Annotated in this window: 19 protein-coding genes; 13 read left to right on the forward strand and 6 right to left on the reverse strand. The window is 43.6% G+C overall.

All coding sequences use genetic code 11. The features are described 5' to 3' along the window. Positions 1-149: 149 nt before the first annotated feature. From BMX79_RS00395 to BMX79_RS00405, 3 genes are all read left to right on the forward strand, one after another. Positions 150-1,451: a pyrimidine-nucleoside phosphorylase gene (locus BMX79_RS00395; RefSeq protein ID WP_091478206.1), complete on the forward strand. Its 1,302-nt coding sequence runs from the start codon at positions 150-152 to the stop codon at positions 1,449-1,451. A gap of 108 nt (positions 1,452-1,559) precedes the next feature. Next, a complete protein-coding gene (locus tag BMX79_RS00400; protein WP_091478207.1) occupies positions 1,560-2,264 on the forward strand; it encodes an AzlC family ABC transporter permease in 705 nt (234 codons plus the stop codon). Beyond that, positions 2,257-2,580, forward strand: a complete 324-nt coding sequence (locus BMX79_RS00405; protein WP_091478208.1) for an AzlD domain-containing protein — start codon at positions 2,257-2,259, stop codon at positions 2,578-2,580. Before BMX79_RS00400 ends, BMX79_RS00405 begins: the two co-directional genes overlap by 8 nt. 318 nt (positions 2,581-2,898) lie before the next feature. Here the strand turns inward: BMX79_RS00405 and BMX79_RS00410 are convergent, their stop codons facing one another. The 5 genes from BMX79_RS00410 to mvk form a co-directional block, all read right to left on the reverse strand. Beyond that, positions 2,899-3,399: a hypothetical protein gene (locus BMX79_RS00410; RefSeq protein ID WP_091478209.1), complete on the reverse strand. Its 501-nt coding sequence runs from the start codon at positions 3,397-3,399 to the stop codon at positions 2,899-2,901. Between the two features lie 72 nt (positions 3,400-3,471). Further along, positions 3,472-4,524, reverse strand: coding sequence for a type 2 isopentenyl-diphosphate Delta-isomerase (gene fni / locus BMX79_RS00415; protein ID WP_091478210.1), 1,053 nt, complete (start codon positions 4,522-4,524; stop codon positions 3,472-3,474). 12 nt (positions 4,525-4,536) lie between these two features. Next, positions 4,537-5,625, reverse strand: a complete 1,089-nt coding sequence (locus BMX79_RS00420; RefSeq protein WP_091478211.1) for a phosphomevalonate kinase — start codon at positions 5,623-5,625, stop codon at positions 4,537-4,539. Positions 5,626-5,662: 37 nt separating this feature from the next. Continuing rightward, on the reverse strand, positions 5,663-6,631 hold the full coding sequence (gene mvaD, locus BMX79_RS00425; protein WP_091478212.1) for a diphosphomevalonate decarboxylase: 969 nt from the start codon (positions 6,629-6,631) through the stop codon (positions 5,663-5,665). Then, on the reverse strand, positions 6,624-7,577 hold the full coding sequence (mvk, locus tag BMX79_RS00430; protein ID WP_091478213.1) for a mevalonate kinase: 954 nt from the start codon (positions 7,575-7,577) through the stop codon (positions 6,624-6,626). The genes mvaD and mvk overlap by 8 nt, the downstream gene beginning before the upstream one ends. Before the next feature lie 204 nt (positions 7,578-7,781). On the opposite strand from mvk, the gene coaA reads away from it, so the two are divergent. The 10 genes from coaA to BMX79_RS00480 all read left to right on the forward strand — a co-directional run bounded on the left by coaA (position 7,782) and on the right by BMX79_RS00480 (position 17,250). Further along, positions 7,782-8,705 (forward strand): type I pantothenate kinase, encoded by a 924-nt coding sequence (coaA, locus tag BMX79_RS00435; RefSeq protein WP_091478214.1) that lies wholly within the window; start codon positions 7,782-7,784, stop codon positions 8,703-8,705. A gap of 22 nt (positions 8,706-8,727) precedes the next feature. Beyond that, positions 8,728-9,051 (forward strand): hypothetical protein, encoded by a 324-nt coding sequence (locus tag BMX79_RS00440; protein WP_091478215.1) that lies wholly within the window; start codon positions 8,728-8,730, stop codon positions 9,049-9,051. A 148-nt stretch (positions 9,052-9,199) separates the two neighbouring features. Further along, on the forward strand, positions 9,200-10,186 hold the full coding sequence (locus BMX79_RS00445; RefSeq protein WP_091478216.1) for a GGDEF domain-containing protein: 987 nt from the start codon (positions 9,200-9,202) through the stop codon (positions 10,184-10,186). 80 nt (positions 10,187-10,266) lie between these two features. Further along, positions 10,267-11,004, forward strand: a complete 738-nt coding sequence (locus BMX79_RS00450; protein WP_091478217.1) for a WecB/TagA/CpsF family glycosyltransferase — start codon at positions 10,267-10,269, stop codon at positions 11,002-11,004. Beyond that, positions 11,001-12,092: a glycosyltransferase family 4 protein gene (locus tag BMX79_RS00455; protein ID WP_170230932.1), complete on the forward strand. Its 1,092-nt coding sequence runs from the start codon at positions 11,001-11,003 to the stop codon at positions 12,090-12,092. The genes BMX79_RS00450 and BMX79_RS00455 overlap by 4 nt, the downstream gene beginning before the upstream one ends. A 137-nt stretch (positions 12,093-12,229) precedes the next feature. Next, a complete protein-coding gene (locus tag BMX79_RS00460) occupies positions 12,230-13,714 on the forward strand; it encodes a nicotinate phosphoribosyltransferase (protein ID WP_091478219.1) in 1,485 nt (494 codons plus the stop codon). Between the two features lie 44 nt (positions 13,715-13,758). Next, positions 13,759-14,586, forward strand: a complete 828-nt coding sequence (gene nadE / locus BMX79_RS00465) for an NAD(+) synthase (RefSeq protein WP_091478568.1) — start codon at positions 13,759-13,761, stop codon at positions 14,584-14,586. Positions 14,587-14,667: 81 nt separating this feature from the next. After that, positions 14,668-15,804 carry an N-acetylglucosamine-6-phosphate deacetylase gene (gene nagA / locus BMX79_RS00470; RefSeq protein WP_091478220.1) on the forward strand — a complete coding sequence of 379 codons (1,137 nt, stop codon included), beginning with the start codon at positions 14,668-14,670 and terminating at the stop codon, positions 15,802-15,804. After that, positions 15,791-16,510 (forward strand): glucosamine-6-phosphate deaminase, encoded by a 720-nt coding sequence (locus BMX79_RS00475; protein ID WP_281282329.1) that lies wholly within the window; start codon positions 15,791-15,793, stop codon positions 16,508-16,510. Before nagA ends, BMX79_RS00475 begins: the two co-directional genes overlap by 14 nt. Before the next feature lie 29 nt (positions 16,511-16,539). Next, complete coding sequence (locus tag BMX79_RS00480; RefSeq protein ID WP_091478221.1) at positions 16,540-17,250, forward strand: GntR family transcriptional regulator; 711 nt, start codon at positions 16,540-16,542, stop codon at positions 17,248-17,250. Positions 17,251-17,315: 65 nt separating this feature from the next. On the opposite strand, the gene BMX79_RS00485 is transcribed toward BMX79_RS00480, so the two are convergent. Beyond that, on the reverse strand, positions 17,316-18,392 hold the full coding sequence (locus BMX79_RS00485) for an LCP family protein (RefSeq protein ID WP_091478222.1): 1,077 nt from the start codon (positions 18,390-18,392) through the stop codon (positions 17,316-17,318). Positions 18,393-18,475: the final 83 nt, after the last annotated feature.

Consider the following 18,475-nt stretch of genomic DNA (forward strand, 5'->3'; position numbering starts at 1 on the left):
ATAATTCTACCACTCTTTTAGAAGGACGTGTAGTATTGAAAGGCTTTATTGGAAGATTCTTATCGACTCTAAGGAAATTCTACTTAATAGAACAATCAGGTGTGATAAAATAAGGCTTACATGATAATGATGAATGGAGTGTTACGAGAATGAGAATGATCGACTTAATCGAGAAGAAACAGCACAGACAAGCGCTGACACAAGATGAAATAAAATGGATGATCGACCAGTACACGGCCGATGTTGTTCCTGATTACCAGATGAGCGCGATGGCTATGGCGATTTATTTTAATGGGATGAATGAAGATGAACGCAGTGCCCTGACAATGGCTATGGTTGAATCTGGGGACCAGATCGACTTGTCCGACATCGAAGGCGTAAAAGTCGACAAGCATTCAACTGGTGGAGTAGGGGACACAACTACACTGGTCCTTGCCCCTCTTGTGGCCAGCGTAGGGGTTCCGGTAGCTAAAATGAGCGGACGCGGACTGGGACATACCGGCGGAACAATCGATAAGCTTGAAGCCATCCCAGGTTTTCATGTTGAACTGTCTCAGCAGGACTTCTCTGAACTGGTCAATAAAAACAAAGTGGCTGTAGTCGGGCAGTCAGGAAATCTGACACCGGCTGACAAGAAGCTATATGCCCTTCGTGATGTGACAGGGACTGTAGAATCGATTCCTCTGATTGCAAGCTCAATAATGAGTAAAAAAATTGCCTCAGGTGCGGATGCGATCGTTCTGGATGTCAAAACTGGAGCAGGCGCATTCATGAAAAATGTTGAGCAGGCAAAAGAACTGGCTGAAACTATGGTCAATATCGGAAAATCAGTTGGAAGACAGACGATGGCCGTCATTTCTGATATGAGTCAGCCACTTGGAAATGCAATCGGAAATGGTCTGGAAGTAAAAGAAGCAATCGATACGCTTAAAGGACAGGGACCGGAAGACCTGACTGAACTGTGTCTCGTTCTTGGAAGTCAGATGGCTTATTTAGGAGGAGCGGCAGACTCTCTTGAGGAAGCACGGACCCTACTGGAAGCAAACCTTAAAAACGGCAAAGCGCTTGAGGTCTTCAAGACGTTCGTTGAAGCTCAAGGTGGGGATGCTTCAGTAGCAGATGATCCTGACTCGGTTCTTCCAGTTGCTGCATACACTAAGGAAGTTTTAGCTGATCAGGATGGAGTTGTTTCTGAAATCATTGCTGATCAGATCGGAATTGCAGCGATGATGCTGGGTGCCGGACGTGAAACGAAAGAAAGTCAGATCGACTTATCTGCAGGACTTTACCTTCATAAAAAAGTTGGAGATAAAGTCAGTGCGGGAGAGTCTATCGCTACCTTGTATTCCAACAAAGCAATCAGCGATGAGGTTGGCGAGAGAGTTCTGACTAATGTCAAACTGTCAGACAGCGCAACTGAACCGACATTGGTGTATGACATCGTTCAGTAAATAATGGGTGAGTGAAGCAGTCTTCTGTATCTTGAAGGCTGCTTTTTTAATAGCCGAAAAACTATGCTATACTATTATAATATTTACATAGAAGTAGAGGTGCTGAAAATGAGTAGAGATACGATTATGAGTGGTGTAAAAGCCAGTACACCCATTATGGCGAGCTATATTGCCTTGGGAATAGCCTGTGGAATCGTCCTATATGATGCCGGCTTTACGGTCGGACAGATCATGATGATGAGTCTGCTGGTTTACGCGGGAGCAGCCCAGTTCCTTGCGGCAAGCCTGGTGGTCATGGGTGCGTCTGTTCCGTCGGTTATCCTTATGGTTTTTTTCCTGAATCTGAGACATGTTCTGATGTCTGCCAGTATATCGAGCTTTGTCAAAGATAAGTCCTTACTTTATCTAGGACTCTTCGGTCATACCTTGTCTGATGAGTCCTTTGGCATCAACTACTCCAGGTTTCAGAATAATCAGTGGCACCCAAATGAGGCATTGGTGACCAGTCTGTCCAACTACAGCACATGGATCGTCAGTACTATTATAGGTGGAGTGATTGGAAGTCAGTTTCCCATCAATACGCTCATCATGAACTATGCACTCATTGCTATGTTTCTGTGTATGATGGTGATGCAGTTCGTGTCTAAAGCACATATTGTGGCGGCAATTGCTTCAGTCGGCTTTACAGTCATTCTGACAGTGATTCTTCAGCACAACATCGCACTGGTCATCGCGACAGTTTTAGCTTCATGCATAGGCTATATAGTTGAAAATAGAACCGATCGCATTAAAGGAGGAAACAGCCATGCTTGAACATCAAGTCGTACTAATAGCGGGAATGGCTGTCGTGACATTCATTCCACGCTTCTTTCCGCTGCTTCTGTTGAGTAAAAAAGAGATTTCACCTTCTTTAAGCCGCTGGATGTCCTTCATCCCGGTGTCTATTTTTGCGGCTCTTGTAGCCTCCGATGTGTTTTTCTGGGAGGAGTCTTTTAATCTGAATCCTGTCATGAATATAAAACTGCTGCCTTCTGTTCTTGTCATTTTACTGGCTATAAAAACTAGAAGTCTGCTCTGGTCTATGATTCTAGGAGTCAGTGCGATCACCTTGATGTGGCTTATCGTTTAGCGGCCCAACCGGGGAGGGACAAGGGACTGAATGTGTTCTAAGTCGTGTCTTGTGACAAACTGGGGAGAAAAAAGAGCTCGAGTGGGATCTGAGGCAGACTCCAGACAATATCAACGCTTAGGCAACTGAACTTAAGCATTAAGAAGATTCTGACGTCTGTCAGAATCAACCTAATAAATCTCAGCCTGCTCAAAAGACCCCAGCCGACCTCGAACAAGTCTAAATCCAGAAAAGAGAGTAGGAGTTCTTGGTACATAAAAAGCACAGTTTAGGGGAGAGAAGTCAATCACCCAAGCTGTGCTTTAAGTATGCTTTAAATTAATGTCTGATCGATGGCCGTCCAAGTACTTTTTCCCCCAGATTGTTAGCCCACCGCTCTGTCCATAATGAAGAATACGGAATCCCGTATTCTTTTCGTAATTGCTTGTAGCGATTCAGTCGGGACCAGCCCAATGAAGTGATGCCCACTGTGAAGAGGTAGAGCGGACCAAGAATGAGCGACTGATAGGTGTGGCCATATTCATGAACTGACATGCGTTCGCATTGGTCAGTCAGACGAAGCTGGTTCCCATTATATCTTCGGAGAAGTCGACTATGTTTGTCGTTGGGCGTGAAAATGAACAGGCCCAGCGATATGCCGTTCAATGTTGACCATTTTGTACGGATGCTGCCATGAAAACGGTCATGAGGGCATCGGAAATGAATTAGAAATAGAATGAAACCAAGAGTGCTCTGAAGAAGCCCCCATGTGCACTGTAAAACAATATAGATCAGCTGCCATAATCCAAAGTGAAAGAAGTTGTTTTTCCTGTCTGCCATTAGATCACCTTTCCTTAACTTAGGTTACTAAATTTCATAGCACATCTCAGATGATATGAAAAAACTTCCCGTTTAGGTACGGGAAGCATATTTCTGGATTGAGATGTTTCTTGCATGACACCATTGCGCAGTCTTGCCAGAGATGATGACATCAGTTTTCCTTAAGTCAGTTACTGTTTTGGCCCCCAAGAGCGTCATGATATGCGCCAGTTCAGTCTTCCACTGACTGATCGTTTCAATGGCCTGGTCCACGTCTTTGAGTGCCATATGCATGAATTGGCTTGACAGTCCGTTGAGTGATGCACCGAGTGACAGGGCTTTGACCATTTCCATCGGACGACGAATACCGCCGGAGGCAATGACGTGGGCATTCACTATGCTATCTCCCGCTTCTAATAATGACACCGCGGTTGTCTGACCCCATTCTTCCAGATCATCCAGTTTAAAATCTTTGCGACGGAAATTTTCGATCTGTGCAAAATTGGTTCCACCCTGACCACTGATATCGATCAGCTTTACACCAATAGATTCCAGTGAACGGATGGTTTCTCGACTCATGCCGAAGCCGACTTCTTTAGCTATGACGGGCACATCAAGTCCATTTACTATGGATTCAACATTGTCCAGCCATCCTTTAAATTCGCGGTCACCTTCCGGCATGACAATTTCCTGAGGCGCATTGATATGAATCTGAAATGCATCAGCGTCCAGCATATCCACGACTTTTTTTGCATTTTCCAGTCCATGTCCAGCTCCTAGATTAGCAAATACCAGGCCATCAGGATTAACTTTACGAACGATCTTAAATGACTCTTCCTGTTCAGGATCCTTTAAAGCGGCACTCACTGAGCCGGTAGCCATAGCCAGACCTGTTTCACGTGCAATGATGGCCAGTTTCTCATTTACTTTTCCGGTCCATTCGCTTCCTCCAGTCATAGCGTTGATGAAGAAGGGGACAGAAAAGTTGAGTCCTTCTAGAGAAACGGACAGATCGACATCGGAGACATCCATTTCTGGAAAAGAATGATGGACAAAAGAAATATCTTTAAAAGACGAGACTTGTCCGTCATAGAATTTTTCTGACAACGAAACATGTTCGTTTTTTCTGTTATTTGATTTAGGCATAAGGTCACTCCATTAAGTCAGTATAGTTGGCTCATGATAAACAGCCAGTGAAAGTGGGGTGATCCCCTCTTTTTTCCATTCGGACAAAAGAGGTTGAGGATCCATTTCATCAGGTAAAAAGGCGATACCGCAGTCACCACCGCCAGCTCCGGAAATTTTGCCAGTAGCCTGATGTGCATCGGCTGTCTGAAGCAGTTTTTCTAGAAGAGGTGTGACATATACACGTTTCTGGAAAGCCGTCATTGCATATAGAATGTCCTGGTTCCGGGAGAGGGCTGCAAGAAACCCTTCCTGATTCTGTTTTTTGATGGCATCGATCAGATCGGTTACACAGTGCCTGCTTTCTTCGAGGAATCGAGTGTAAGTCAGTGCATCATCTGAACGGGAAACCGTTTTGACCAGGTTTTCAGTGGACGCGGGTGCTCCTGTCCAGCCTACAAGGAAGTGTAAGTTATTGATGGGTGGCAGGGACTCGATCATCAGATCAGGCCAGTGTCGCTCGACTGATTCTCTCGTACTGAGAGAATCAAGCATATCGTAAACAGGCTGACTGCTGAAACGGGTATAGGCTATCCACCCTGTAAAGCTGGCTGCAGCGAGATCTCCGAAGGATCCTCTGCTTCCCAAAGATAGATGGGAGAGACAGGCGAGCTTATAAATCTGTAAAGGGTCCAACTCCAATGCGTATGCTCGAGTAACGGCCTGGATGAGAGCGACTGTTACTGCACCGCTGGACCCTAGCCCATATTTCAGGCCATCGCTGCTGACCATTTCACTTGTTACATAGATATCGAGAGGAGCAAGCTTGATGCCGCAGTCATGAAGATATCGTGATAGTGCTGTCAGAGTTGCTGTTATGATAGACGCTCTCTGATCCGGTTCCTCCAGGATGACCTCATGATCACGGATAATCCAGCCTAACGGTTCATTTGAAAGAACAGAGGAGTGGATCGTCCCTGTCTCTTTTCTTGCAGGTGAAACTGAAACAGTAATGAACCGGTCAACAGCAGCGACGACTGCGGGATACCCAGGTTCGACGACTGCATATTCACCGGCTATAAAGAGTTTTCCAGGAGCTTTAGCTTCTGCTTTTTGCAGCATGAATCTTTTCCTCCAGTAATATAGATGATAACAGGAATCAGTTGAGAAGATGCAGGCCTGGACCTGGTTTGGCAGCAATCAGCTGTTCATCGCCAAATGTTTTAGACAGTTCCTGTTTTAAAGCAGACAAGTCTGACTGTCTGCAGATGATTTTTACATTCGGGCCTGCATCCATTGTGAAGTAGGCTGTATAGCCCAACTTTCTTAATGCACGGACAGCATCCATTGCTTTCATGCTTTCAGCTGTCCAGTAAGTAAAGGGAGGAGAAGCGCCCAATGTTGTTGCATGCATCTTAAGCGCATTCCGTTCGGCAATCTGACCGACCTGCTCAATATCACGGTCGGAAACAGCCTGCTTCATGGCAGACAAATCAGCGTCCAGTGAATTCAGCCACCCGTCGTAGAAGGGAGATGTCTCGACTGTCCGTTTCATTCCGTCCCGGCTTGAGACATCTTTTTTAGCATCGTTGACAATAATGAACAGCATACCGATATCCCATTGGGCGTCATCAACTGGAACAGCGTAAGAAGAATCGTGATCATGCCCTTTGATCCATTCAGCAAATCCACCGAATATACTTCTAGAGGCTGAACCGGATCCTATGCGTGCAAGCTTGGATAATTCTTGATCAGATAAATCTAGTCCGGCTGCCTGACTTGCTGCACCGGCAAGAGCCGCGAGACCAGATGCTGAGGAAGCCAGTCCAGCTGCAGTTGGTACATGATTGATGCTTTCAATACGTGCTTTAGATTCGAGCCCTGCGAGTGTCCTTACTTCATCCAGAACTCTCTGAACCTTGCTTAATGTTCGGGCATCCTGCTTATCTCCATCAAGGATGAGTTCATCTTCAGTCAGTGCATCATCAAATGTTACAGAAGTATCTGTATAAAACGCATCTAATGTGAGTGACAGAGAGTTATTTTTAGGAATGATCAGGTCTTCATTCTCTTTTCCCCAGTATTTAATCAGGGCGATGTTTGTGTGTGCACGTACCCATTTATTCATTGCTATTCTCTCCTAATGCATGGATCCAGGTTTCGACTGCTCCGTTCTCCATCAGTTTATGTGCGATCAGTTTAGCCTGCTTAGCTGTACGAGCCAGTGCGATCATACATCCACCACGACCGCCACCCGTCAGTTTTGCTCCCAGGGCATGATTCTTTATAGCGGTGTCTACCAGATGATCGAGTCGGTCATTGCTCACATTGATCTGCTTGAGGCAGTCATGGGAAAGCGTCAGCAGTTCACCAAGGCGCTCAACATGATCATCTTGAATGGCCAGCCTTGCTTCTTCCGTCAGATGACCGATTTTCTTTATGATCGTCAGTGTTTGATGCGATGCCCGTTCCATCTGTCTCGCAACATCTCTGACTGCTTTCTTGGTCTGACCTTTCATGCCGGTGTCTGCAGCGATGAGGTAGCCTGAGACATGCAGAGGGATCGAGGCAAAGTGACTGTCTTTTTTATAGTAAATAGGAGATGCACTGCTGGTAACACGTGCATCCAGGCCACTCGGGTTTCCATGAGCGATCTTTTCAGAAATTTCAACATAATTCAGTAAAGTATTATGAGCAATATCTCTTTCGAAATAGGCAAATAAAGCACGAACAAGTGCCGTTGCCACCGCTGCACTGGATCCCATCCCTCTTTCAGGCGGGATCAGGCTGGATATGGATATGCTCAGACCATCAACAGGCTGATTCAGATCACTGCAGATCGACTGGATCAGACTTTTTAAGTTCTTAAGTGAATCAGGGACTGTTTGTAAAAGACCCTGGTAATAACTGGAAGATATGACACTCTCTCCGTTGATTTTTTCTATAATGACCTCAACTGGAGTGGCCAGAAAGGGCATGGCAATAGCCGGTTCATTGTAGACGACAGCATGCTCGCCAATAAGAATGATTTTTCCATGTGCAGTACCGACTGCCTGATCTGATAGGGTCTTCATGAATTCACCTCGGTTGTTCTAGTAGGATTGATCTTATTTATCTTAACTTATATTATACAAAAACACTAATTTATCATAACAAGTGATCTTTAAAATTAATTAAAGTTTTAATTTAGGCTTTAAAATAAAAACAGTGATATTGTGAAGAGGCCTGAACATTTGGTAAACTAGGAGAGATTATTAGCATAGAGCGGAGGGAACCGGATGAGAGAATCCGATTCGTTTTATATCATTAACAGAGAAGAATGGAAAAAACTGAACAACCATACGGAGATTTCTCTATCAGATCAGGAAGTGGAATCACTGAGATCATTGAATGACCAGGTGTCTGTCAAAGACGTGAAAGAAATATACCTGCCCATTCTTCAAATTTTGCATCAGTATCTGAAGCATTATCATAAAAGACAGAAAGAAATTAAAAAAATCCTGAATCGACCAGAGTCAAAAGAGCCGTATGTAATTGGTATTGCCGGAAGTGTGGCAGTTGGAAAAAGCACACTGGCTCGTTTTCTTCAGACCATGATGGCCAGGGCCTATCCGAATAAGAAAGTTGACCTGATTACGACTGATGGGTTCTTGTATCCGAATGAAGTCCTTCAGGAAAGAAACCTGCTTAATCGTAAAGGCTTCCCTGAAAGTTATGACATGCACAGGCTTATTTCATTCATGGGAGATGTAAAGAGCGGACGTCGGAATATTAAAGTCCCACTGTATTCACATAAGTTATACAATATCGTTCCTGATCAGTTTGAAACTATTGACCAGCCGGATATCCTTATTGTAGAAGGAATTAACGTCCTTCAGCTTCCTGCCAATGAAAAAATATTTGTGAGCGATTTCTTTGATTTCAGTTTTTATGTGGATGCTGAACCTGATCGTATCGAAAAATGGTACCTCGAACGTTTCGGTCTTCTTTTACAGACTGCCTTTAAGGATCCAAGCAACTACTATTATCCATACGCGGTAGGGGACAGAAAAGAGGCGTTTATAATGGCGAAGAATGTCTGGCGTACCATTAATTTGAAGAATCTGCAGGAATATATTCTTCCAACACGTTTTAGAGCCGACATGATTATTCACAAAACCACTGATCATTTTATAGATCAGCTGCTTCTTAAGAAACATTAAGTCAAGCGAAAGAAGGGATGAAATGAAGAAAATAGCAGCCTTTATGGCTCTTTTCATCATCGTTTCAGCAGGATGCAGGGCACAGGATACAGGTGATCCAGCTGACAGGGAAGAACCGTCTGTATTTTCAGGCACAGTAATTCGAGTAGCAGAAGATGGCACGTTGATTATCGAGCCGGATGAAGGAGAAGAAATTCGACAATCGGGTACTGAAGTTTCTATCAATCCAGGAGATAATCAGAACTTCGAACTGGGGGATCAGGTAATGGTTACTCATGAAGGGCCAGTTATGGAGAGTCATCCTCTTCAAGTTCATCTGATTTCGATCGAGAGATCTGAAGATTAATAAAAAAATATTAGATAAGCATCGAGCTGTCTTTCCTTTAAAATCGACAATTATGTGAACTCTCTCTTATTTCTCTGATTAGATCTTTCCAGATGTATAAATAGTAAGCTTTCTGTATTATACTGGATATACTAAAGGAGACGATTTTATGAACGAAAAAGAACAGGAAATCGAACGATTGAAAGAAGAACTGGCGACCGTCAGAAGATTAAATCGAGAGTTGCTTGATCAGCAGGAACAGCAGGATTCGCTCGAATTTGCATGGACAGGCAATTTGGGACACTGGTTCTGGGACTTTCCGGCTAATAAAGTCACTTTCAACCCCAAAAAAGCTACAGCGCTGGGATATACGAAGGAAGAACTTCCCGACTATGTGGATTTTCAGTTCTTTACTGAGCGTCTCCACCCGGATGACTATGAACGTGTTATGGATGAAATGAGAGATCATCTTGCTGGTAAAATACCCGTATGGGAAGTCAGATATCGGATCAGGACAAAAGATGGAAGCTATAAAACGTATTATGACCGGGGTAAAGTTACTCAGCGGTCAGAAGACGGGAGTCCTCTTTTCCTCTCAGGAATCGTTTTTGATGTTTCTGACTATGCAGAGGAAAAAGAAGAGCTGTTGAGAAAAAACAAAGAGTGGGAACTTCAGTCTAAACGGGACGTGATGACAGGGCTGTATAACCGGTCTAATATCCTTGTCAAGCTGGGCAGTCTCATATCAAAAACAAGCAAGAATAAGCTGGAAACCTTATCTATGATAGTTTTTGACATAGATAATCTTCAAAAACACAATTCTCTTTATGGTCCTCTTTTCGGGGATGAACTGATTAAGAAAGCTGCAGTGATTATACAGGAAAAACTTCAGGAAGGTCATCTGGCGGGAACTTTTGAGGGTGGCAAATTCCTTCTCGTTCTTCCAGGTACAAATTTGAGAGAAGCGAGAGATTTAGCTGAGTCGATTCGCCTTTCTTTTCATGGGAATGACTTTACTGAACCGGCTGAAGTGACCAGCAGTGCAGGAATTGCTGAATTTCGTCCGTCGGAAACAGTTAGTCAATTCTTTAACCGTGCGGACCGTCTGCTTTATAAAGTCAAACAAAATGGTAAAAATCAGGTAGCTATAGACTAACTAAATGCTCTGAATGTTACCTGCTTCTGACTATGTATCTTCAGCTTTACTTTTTTTAACAAGAATGGATGAACATTTAAATGCAGAATAAGATAACGATTCTTGGTATTCCTTTTGACAATATGACACGAAAAGAATTTCTGGAAAGACTGTATGAACGTATGAACAAAAAAGAAAAGACTTTTCTTGTGACTGCTAATCCTGAAATTGTCATGTATGCTCATGACAATCCGGACTATTATAAACTGTTGATGGAGGCTGATTTTATTGCACCGGACGGAATCGGGATAGTTCAGGCCTCCAGAAAACTTCAGACCCCAATCAAGGAGAGAGTTCCTGGATTCGAATTGATGCTGGGCCTTCTTGAGCTAGCAAGCCTGAGCAATAAACGGGTGTATTTTATCGGCGCCAAAGAAGACATCATTAATCTGACTGTCAGTAATGTCAGTGAGAAATGGCCAGATCTTGAAATCGCCGGATACCATCACGGCTACTTCAATCACGAAGACCCTCAGATGATTGAGAAGGTCAAAGCCACTCGACCTGATATTGTTCTGGTAGCTTTCGGTTTTCCCAGACAGGAGAAATGGATTAAGTCTTATCTGGCAGCGGCTGATTATGGGATTGCGGTCGGAGTAGGCGGAAGCTTTGATGTCCTCTCGGGTAAAACCAAACGTGCCCCGTACTTAGTTCAACGGTTCCATATCGAATGGCTTTACCGACTCGTCAAGCAGCCGTCAAGATACAAGCGCATGCTTGCCCTGCCTTATTTCATAAGGGAAGTTTACAGACAGAACAAGAAGGAAGAAACGATATGAAAACAGCCCATATCAACGCAGGAAACGAGTTTGGTGGTGGACTGGTCCATATCGTTTCTTTACTCTGTGCACTTGAGGAGACAGGTGAGTCAGCTGAACTGCTCGTTTTGGAAGAGGGGCCGGTTGCTCAGGAAGCTAGGCAAAGAGGGCTGAAAGTCACAGTATTTGAGCAGAAGAGCAGATATGATCTTCGTGTACTGATACGCCTGTTAAAGTACATTAACAGTCAGGAGTTTGATATTGTCCATTCACACGGCCCTCGCGCCAATCTCTTTATTCGACTTCTAAGCCCCTTTATAAAAGCCAAATGGGTGACAACGATTCACAGCAATCCTTTACTCGATTTTGAAAAGAATAATTTAAAAGGGAAAGTATTCGAAAAAATAAATACGACCTGTCTGACTGGAGCAAATGGAGTTATTGTAGTTTCCAAGGAAATTAAAGACATTATTATCGATTTAGGTGTTCAGACAGATCGGATAAGAGTTATTAATAATGGTATCGACTTTGCTGCACCTAAGCCCATCGATTCATCAGATAGAAGTACAGATGTATTCTCAATTATCACAATTGGAAGATTGCATCCTATTAAAAATCATGACCTTCTATTTGATGCTTTATCAGATATGAAAGAGTTTGAATGCCAGGTTCATATTTGTGGAGAAGGGGAAGAATATGAGCGGCTAAAGGTACGAGCAGAGAAGCATGAAGGACTTGCTAAGTTTTATTTCAATGGATGGCTAGGTTCTGACGAGCTAAAAACCTTAATCAGGCACAGTGATCTTCTAGTCCATCCCTCTAGGAGTGAAAGTTTTCCCCTCGTTTTGCTTGAAGCAGCTGAACAAGAGGTTGCTGTAATTGCTACTGATGTAGGGGATGTAAACAATCTTCTGAACACTCCAGATATTGGCTGGTTGATTAAGAACGAAAGCCGAGAAGAGTTGAAATCAGCTTTGATCTCCGCTCAAAAAGAATGGCAACAGGGAAGTTTGCAGATGAAAGGCAGACAATTGAGAAAAGCAGCATTAAAGTTCTCCTTAAGTGAACAGTCTAACAAGGTGATCGCATTTTATAATAGTATAATCTAAAATCAGAGACCTGTATCAACAGGTAGCTGGTTTTTTTGTTTCAAAAAACTAGTCATTCCAGACAGACGAGGCGCAGGTCAGTCAGAATTATGGTATACTTGCATACAGAGAAGTGCCCGTTTTAAGGAGGAAAAAGAATGTATCAAACTTATGCAGATGACAGTATGGCATTGCATACCGATTTTTATGAACTCAATATGATATATACACATTGGAAGAAAGCCAACCATACAAAAAAAGCAGTATTTGAAGTCTATTACCGATCCAACCCATTCGGCATGGGGTATACGATTTTCGCCGGACTTGAACGCGTCGTCGACTATATTACTAACATAAAGTTCTCAGAGTCAGATATTGCGTACTTGCGAGAAATTAAAACATTTCCTGAAGACTTTCTGGACTATCTTAAAGAGTGGCGTTTTAAAGGAACGATCCGCTCTTTTAAGGAAGGCGAGGTTGCTTTTGCCAACGAACCACTCATTCAAGTGGAAGGGCCGCTGGCTGACTGTCAGCTGATTGAGACCGCTCTATTGAATATTGTCAATTTCCAGACTCTGATCGCGACTAAAGCATCGCAGATCAAAAGTGCTGCCGGAAATGATCCGGTCCTTGAGTTTGGAGCTAGACGAGCTCAGGAATTTGATGCAGCGTTATGGGGAGCACGTGCAACTTATATAGGAGGCTGTGATTCGACAAGTAATACAAGAGCCGCAAAAGTATTCGGTATTCCGGCTGCGGGAACCCATGCTCATGCACTCGTGCAGGCTTATAGAGATGAATACCAGGCATTTAAGGCGTACGCCGAAACACACAAAGATTGTGTGTTCCTTGTTGACACGTATCATACCCTGGATTCTGGTGTCCCTAATGCAATTCGAGTGGCCAATGAAATGGGCGACAAGATCAACTTCCAGGGTGTAAGACTGGATTCAGGAGATTTATCCTATTTATCCAAGCGAGTTAGACAGCAGCTGGACGAAGCTGGCTATCCAGATGCCAAAATTTTTGTATCTAACGATCTGAATGCTGAGACCATCCTAAACCTTAAGATGCAGGGAGCAAAAATTGATGTCTGGGGAGTCGGGACTAAGATGATAACAGCCTATGATCAGCCAGCTTTAGGAGCAGTCTATAAAATCGTGTCGGTCGAAGGAAACGATAGAGAGATGCACCACACACTTAAGCTGACAGCAAATGCTGCTAAGATTTCTACTCCAGGCAAAAAGCAGGTCTGGCGCATTCGTTCAAAGAACAATGTGAAGCCTGAAGGGGATTATATTGCACTGGATGGGGAACGTCCGGATCAGCAGGATGAATTGTACATGTTCCATCCTCAGTACACATACATCAACAAAACGGTAAAAGATTTTACTGCGCGTCCTCTTCTGCAGGATATCATTGTAGACGGTGAACTGGTGTATGACATGCCTGAACTTGAAGAAATCAAAAGATATGCTGAAGAAAGCCTGTCGGAACAATGGGAAGAGAATAAGCGCCTTCTGAATCCAGAACCGTATCCAGTCGACTTGTCCCAGGAGCTATATGATGCGAAAGTTGAAACGATCAAGCTGTTCAAGGAGATTGCGAAATCTACACATTCAGAAAATGATGCCTTGTTTTAAATCGATTCATATGTAAAAATCAAACCGAAGGAGCGATTGTTATGATGTCAGATTTACAGAAACAGATTGTAGAGGAAATGCAGGTACAGCCCGAAATCAATCCTAAAGAAGAGATTAGAAAATCGATCGATCTTATGAAAGATTACCTTAAGAAGCACAGCTTCTTGAAGACACTTGTCCTGGGTTTGTCAGGAGGACAGGATTCCACTCTTTTAGGGAAACTTGCTCAGATGTCTATGGAGGAGTTAAGGAAAGAGACTGGTAGAGAAGATTATGCCTTCATTGCTGTACGTCTGCCATATGGTGAGCAGGCAGATGAAGCTGACGCCATGGATGCTATCGAATGGATCCAACCTGACAAAGTGTTCAAAGTTAATATCCAGGGATCCGTGGATGCACTGGAAAAAAGTCTTGAATCAAATGATTTTGAAGTCAGTGATTTTAACAAAGGAAATATCAAAGCTCGCGCTCGAATGGTCGCTCAGTACGCCATAGCTGGAGATACTGATGGCGTCGTACTGGGAACAGATCATCCGGCTGAAGCAGTGACAGGATTTTTCACCAAATACGGAGATGGTGGGACAGATCTTAATCCTCTGTTCCGACTGAACAAGGAGCAGGGGAAACAGCTTCTACGAGAACTCGATGCACCTAAGCATCTCGTAGAGAAGACACCAACAGCAGACCTCGAAAGCGACAAGCCTGGTCTAGCTGATGAAGAAGCTTTGGGAGTTACTTATGATGAAATCGACCGTTATCTAACTGGCAAAGAAGTGTCTAAAGAAGCTGCTGAGACGATTGAAGACTGGTATCTCAAAACACAGCATAAACGGCATCTGCCTATAACCATATTTGATGAGTTCTGGAAGTAAGGTTAACCGTAGATTAATTATGATAAAACCCTTTGCTTACCGGTGAAGGGTTTTATACACAAAAAATATAGGGGGATTTTCATGGCAAAGGTAATGATAAACGCCTGTATTTATACTGGCGAAGGAAAAATCGACAACGGCTATATCCGCTTCACAGATGAAATCACTGGTGTAGGTAAAATGGAAGCCTTTGAAGAAGAAGAATCGGATGAAGTACAGGATCTTGATGGGAAAATGATCATTCCAGGCTTTATAGACGTCCATAGTCATGGCGGATATGGAGTGGATGTGATGGATGCAGATGCTGATAAGATAGATGAAATGGTCAATAAAATGCTTGAAGAGGGAATCACTTCTTACTTTGCAACAACGATCACTCAATCCGATGAGCAGATCGAAGCTGCTGTAAAAGCCGTAAAGGAAGCTGCTGAAAGCAATTCACTTATTCAGGGTATTCATATTGAGGGCCCCTTCATATCAAAAGACTTTAAAGGAGCTCAACCTGAGGCTTTTATTCGACCAGCTCAACTTGATACGCTTAAAAAGTGGCAGGAAGAAAGCGGTGGGATGATCAAACTAATCACTTATGCACCGGAGAATGGAGACATTGAGGAATTTGAGGCATACTGTTCTGAAAATGGAATCGTTCTTTCAGCTGGGCATTCAGGTGCTTCTTACGAGGAACTGAAGGCTTCCAAAGCGACACACATCACACATCTCTTTAATGGACAGAAAGGCCTGCATCATCGTGACATTGGTGTCAGCGGCTATGGTCTGCTTGAAAAAGATGTGATGGTAGAGATGATCGTGGACGGCTACCATATATCAGAACCGATGGTCAGACTTGCTTATCAGACTAAAGGAGCGGACGGCATTCAGCTCATCACAGATTCTATGCGTGCCAAGGGCTTGCCTGATGGAGAAAGTGAGCTGGGGGGACAGACTGTTACAGTCAAAGACAAGCAGGCGCGGCTTGAAAATGGATCGCTCGCAGGCAGCGTTCTGACCTTTATTGAGGCATTCAGAAATATGATCGACTATACAGGCTGCTCCATAGAAGAAGCTGTTAAAATGAGTGCGTTCAATCAGGCTAAAGAGTTCGGACTCGAAAAGAAAGGTCAGCTAAGACCAAGCTGCGATGCAGATTTGCTGGTCATTGATGAAAATCTGACTATTTTATCTACCGTTTCAGGAGGAAAGATAAATGAATTCAACTAATAGCACTATCAAAGTTATAAAAGTAAAAGATAAAAACGAAGGAGGGAAAAAGGCATATGAACTGATCAAAGAAGCTGTTCAAAGTGGGGCTGAAGTGTTTGGTCTGGCTACCGGAAGCACACCTGAGACACTGTATAAAGAATTAAGATCAAGTGAGCTGGACTTTTCAGATAAGACAGCCATCAATCTGGACGAATACATTGGTTTATCAGAAGACCACCCTCAGAGTTACCATACTTTTATGAAAGAACACTTATTTGATTCTAAGCCATTCAAGCAGACATTTATGCCGGATGGACTTGGAGACGAACACACAGAACCGGAAAATTATGATAAAATAATTGCTGAACATCCGATCGATGTTCAGATACTTGGTATCGGAACAAATGCGCATATCGGATTCAATGAACCGGGAACATCATTCGATAGCAAGACCCATAAAGTTTCTCTGACACAGGAAACAATCGATGCTAACAAACGCTATTTCGATTCCGAAGAAGATGTACCAAGACATGCTTTCTCTATGGGGATTAAATCTATTATGTCTGCTAAGAAGATTATATTAATGGCATATGGTGAGAACAAGGCGGAAGCGATAGAGAGAACCGTCCACGGACCTGTAACAGAAGAAGTTCCTTCGAGTATTCTTCAGACACATCCTGATGTCGTTATCATAGTAGATGAGGAAGCTGCCAGTCAGCTGTAATATCGTCTCTTTTTTAGAAAGGAATGCAAATGACTAACAGAATTCCTGTATATATTGAAATGCACAATAAAATGAGACAAATGATTGTTTCAAATGAATGGAAAAAAGGGCAGAAGATACCCTCAGAAAGAGCGCTTGCTGAAACCTTTGGTGTAAGTAGAATGACAGCAAGACAAGCAGTGAGTTCGCTGGTGGAAGAAGGGCTGCTTGAAAGACGAAGGGGTGCCGGTACATTTGTGGCTTCTGATAAAGTCCGGGAAAAACTGAGCGGCATACCAAGTTTTACAGAAACCATAGAACAGCTCGGAAAACAGCCATCAAGCACATTGGTGTCTTATTACTCAAAACGGGCAAGTGAAAGTGAAGCTGAAAAACTTCAGCTCGGACGTGGAGAAGCAGTCCTGGTCATGGAGCGGATTCGTTTTGCAGACGGGGAACCGATTTGCTTTGAGGTGGCCACCCTTCCTCAGCGAATCGTTGAGAAGTTCAGTAAAGAACAGCTGACCCGTCATCTATACCGCACATTATCAGACGAGGGATTTGAAGTAGCCAGAGCCGAGCAGACCATATCGGCGACATGGGCCTCTGAGAAGGTAGCAGATCTGCTTCATGTCAAAAGAGAATCTCCTATCCTGAGACTTAGACAAGTCAGTTACACACAGGATAATAAACCGTTTGAATATGTACGTGCCCAGTATGTAGGGGCAAGATATGAGTTCTTTTTGGAAGCTACTAAATAAAAAAGTGAAGACAGACCCGGTATAATTGGGCTGTCTTCACTTTTTTCTGTTTCACGAGTATTGAATCAGTCTGTACCTGTATCATTTCCAGATTCATTTGTGGTGTCATCTGAACTGTCGTCTGTTTCGAGAGGTATGTCCTCATTTATGTCAGTCTCAAGGACATCGTCCAGTTCCAAATGGGCCTGCAGTTCTTCCTGGACAGCAAGCAGGCTTTGTTCATAAGGGCGGTAAACATACAGCTCATGACCATACTCCGGGAAGTAGACAAAATCTTCTGTCCCCCCGATTTCTATAGATTCTACTGTCTGTGCAGCTGGTCTGTAGTTTGAAGCCACTGCCATAATCTGCTGTCCAGTCATATTCGTTTGCAGATTGGGGCGAATGGCATTTAGTATGGGTGTCAGGTTGGCAATCGATCCGAAAGAAAGCAGCTCTTCTGCCAGAGCTTCGATTACCTGACGCTGCCTTTCCTGTCTACCGAAATCCCCCCGCGGATCCTGCTTCCTCATTCTGGCATAACCCAGGGCCTGTTCTCCATCAAGTTCCTGAATCCCTTCTTCGATTTCAATGGCATGTGAGGTTTCTTCACTGTCCTGTACGGTGAAAGACAGTGGGGAGTCAACGGTGATGCCTCCAACAGCATCTACTAAATCGACCAGACCTTCAAAATTTAAAGTTGCATAGAAAGACAGGGGAATGGCAAGGTAATCTTCAATATAATCGATAACACCAGGAATACCGTATATGGCATGAAGAGCGTTCATTTTTTCCTGTCTGTTGCTGTTCGGCAAAGTAATTAATGTATCTCTAGGAATAGACACGATTTTTGTAGATTCCTGACCAGGGTTGAGCGTAATGACCATCATTGAATCAGAACGGCTCGATACATCATCTTCGTCTAGTCCAAGAACGAGGATTGAGATCGGGTGCATGGATCTAATCGATTCGTCACTTTCTGAAGTATCCCTCAGTTCTTCAGGAGTATCTTCAGATACATCAGCCAGGAGCTGAACGATTTGATAACCATAATAGCCGGAAAGCGTACCGACAACGAAAGCAAGAGCCACCACGGCTGCCAGAATGCTGCGTTTGATCCATAATTTTCTTTTATCATTTTGTGTCTGTCTATCTGATCGCATAGAGTCCTCTTTTCTAAAACGGGAATGTGTGTTATTAATAAGTTTAATTCAAGTTGTTTTTAATTGCAATTGGGATTTTTCCA

This window comes from Alkalibacterium pelagium, from assembly GCF_900109325.1.
In the GTDB taxonomy this organism is placed as follows: domain Bacteria; phylum Bacillota; class Bacilli; order Lactobacillales; family Carnobacteriaceae_A; genus Alkalibacterium; species Alkalibacterium pelagium.

Excerpts from the sequence above, each read along its gene's own strand:
- BMX79_RS00400 (WP_091478207.1), top strand. The coding sequence starts at position 1,560 with ATGAGTAGAGATACGATTATGAGTGGTGTAAAAGCCAGTACACCCATT.
- BMX79_RS00405 (WP_091478208.1), top strand. The coding sequence starts at position 2,257 with ATGCTTGAACATCAAGTCGTACTAATAGCGGGAATGGCTGTCGTGACA.
- mvk (WP_091478213.1), bottom strand. The coding sequence starts at position 7,577 with ATGAAGACCCTATCAGATCAGGCAGTCGGTACTGCACATGGAAAAATC.
- BMX79_RS00485 (WP_091478222.1), bottom strand. The coding sequence starts at position 18,392 with ATGCGATCAGATAGACAGACACAAAATGATAAAAGAAAATTATGGATC.
- BMX79_RS00480 (WP_091478221.1), top strand. The coding sequence starts at position 16,540 with ATGACTAACAGAATTCCTGTATATATTGAAATGCACAATAAAATGAGA.
- mvaD (WP_091478212.1), bottom strand. The coding sequence starts at position 6,631 with ATGAATAAATGGGTACGTGCACACACAAACATCGCCCTGATTAAATAC.
- BMX79_RS00455 (WP_170230932.1), top strand. The coding sequence starts at position 11,001 with ATGAAAACAGCCCATATCAACGCAGGAAACGAGTTTGGTGGTGGACTG.
- BMX79_RS00445 (WP_091478216.1), top strand. The coding sequence starts at position 9,200 with ATGAACGAAAAAGAACAGGAAATCGAACGATTGAAAGAAGAACTGGCG.
- nagA (WP_091478220.1), top strand. The coding sequence starts at position 14,668 with ATGGCAAAGGTAATGATAAACGCCTGTATTTATACTGGCGAAGGAAAA.
- BMX79_RS00395 (WP_091478206.1), top strand. The coding sequence starts at position 150 with ATGAGAATGATCGACTTAATCGAGAAGAAACAGCACAGACAAGCGCTG.
- fni (WP_091478210.1), bottom strand. The coding sequence starts at position 4,524 with ATGCCTAAATCAAATAACAGAAAAAACGAACATGTTTCGTTGTCAGAA.
- BMX79_RS00475 (WP_281282329.1), top strand. The coding sequence starts at position 15,791 with ATGAATTCAACTAATAGCACTATCAAAGTTATAAAAGTAAAAGATAAA.
- BMX79_RS00440 (WP_091478215.1), top strand. The coding sequence starts at position 8,728 with ATGAAGAAAATAGCAGCCTTTATGGCTCTTTTCATCATCGTTTCAGCA.
- coaA (WP_091478214.1), top strand. The coding sequence starts at position 7,782 with ATGAGAGAATCCGATTCGTTTTATATCATTAACAGAGAAGAATGGAAA.
- BMX79_RS00450 (WP_091478217.1), top strand. The coding sequence starts at position 10,267 with ATGCAGAATAAGATAACGATTCTTGGTATTCCTTTTGACAATATGACA.
- BMX79_RS00420 (WP_091478211.1), bottom strand. The coding sequence starts at position 5,625 with ATGCTGCAAAAAGCAGAAGCTAAAGCTCCTGGAAAACTCTTTATAGCC.
- BMX79_RS00410 (WP_091478209.1), bottom strand. The coding sequence starts at position 3,399 with ATGGCAGACAGGAAAAACAACTTCTTTCACTTTGGATTATGGCAGCTG.
- BMX79_RS00460 (WP_091478219.1), top strand. The coding sequence starts at position 12,230 with ATGTATCAAACTTATGCAGATGACAGTATGGCATTGCATACCGATTTT.
- nadE (WP_091478568.1), top strand. The coding sequence starts at position 13,759 with ATGTCAGATTTACAGAAACAGATTGTAGAGGAAATGCAGGTACAGCCC.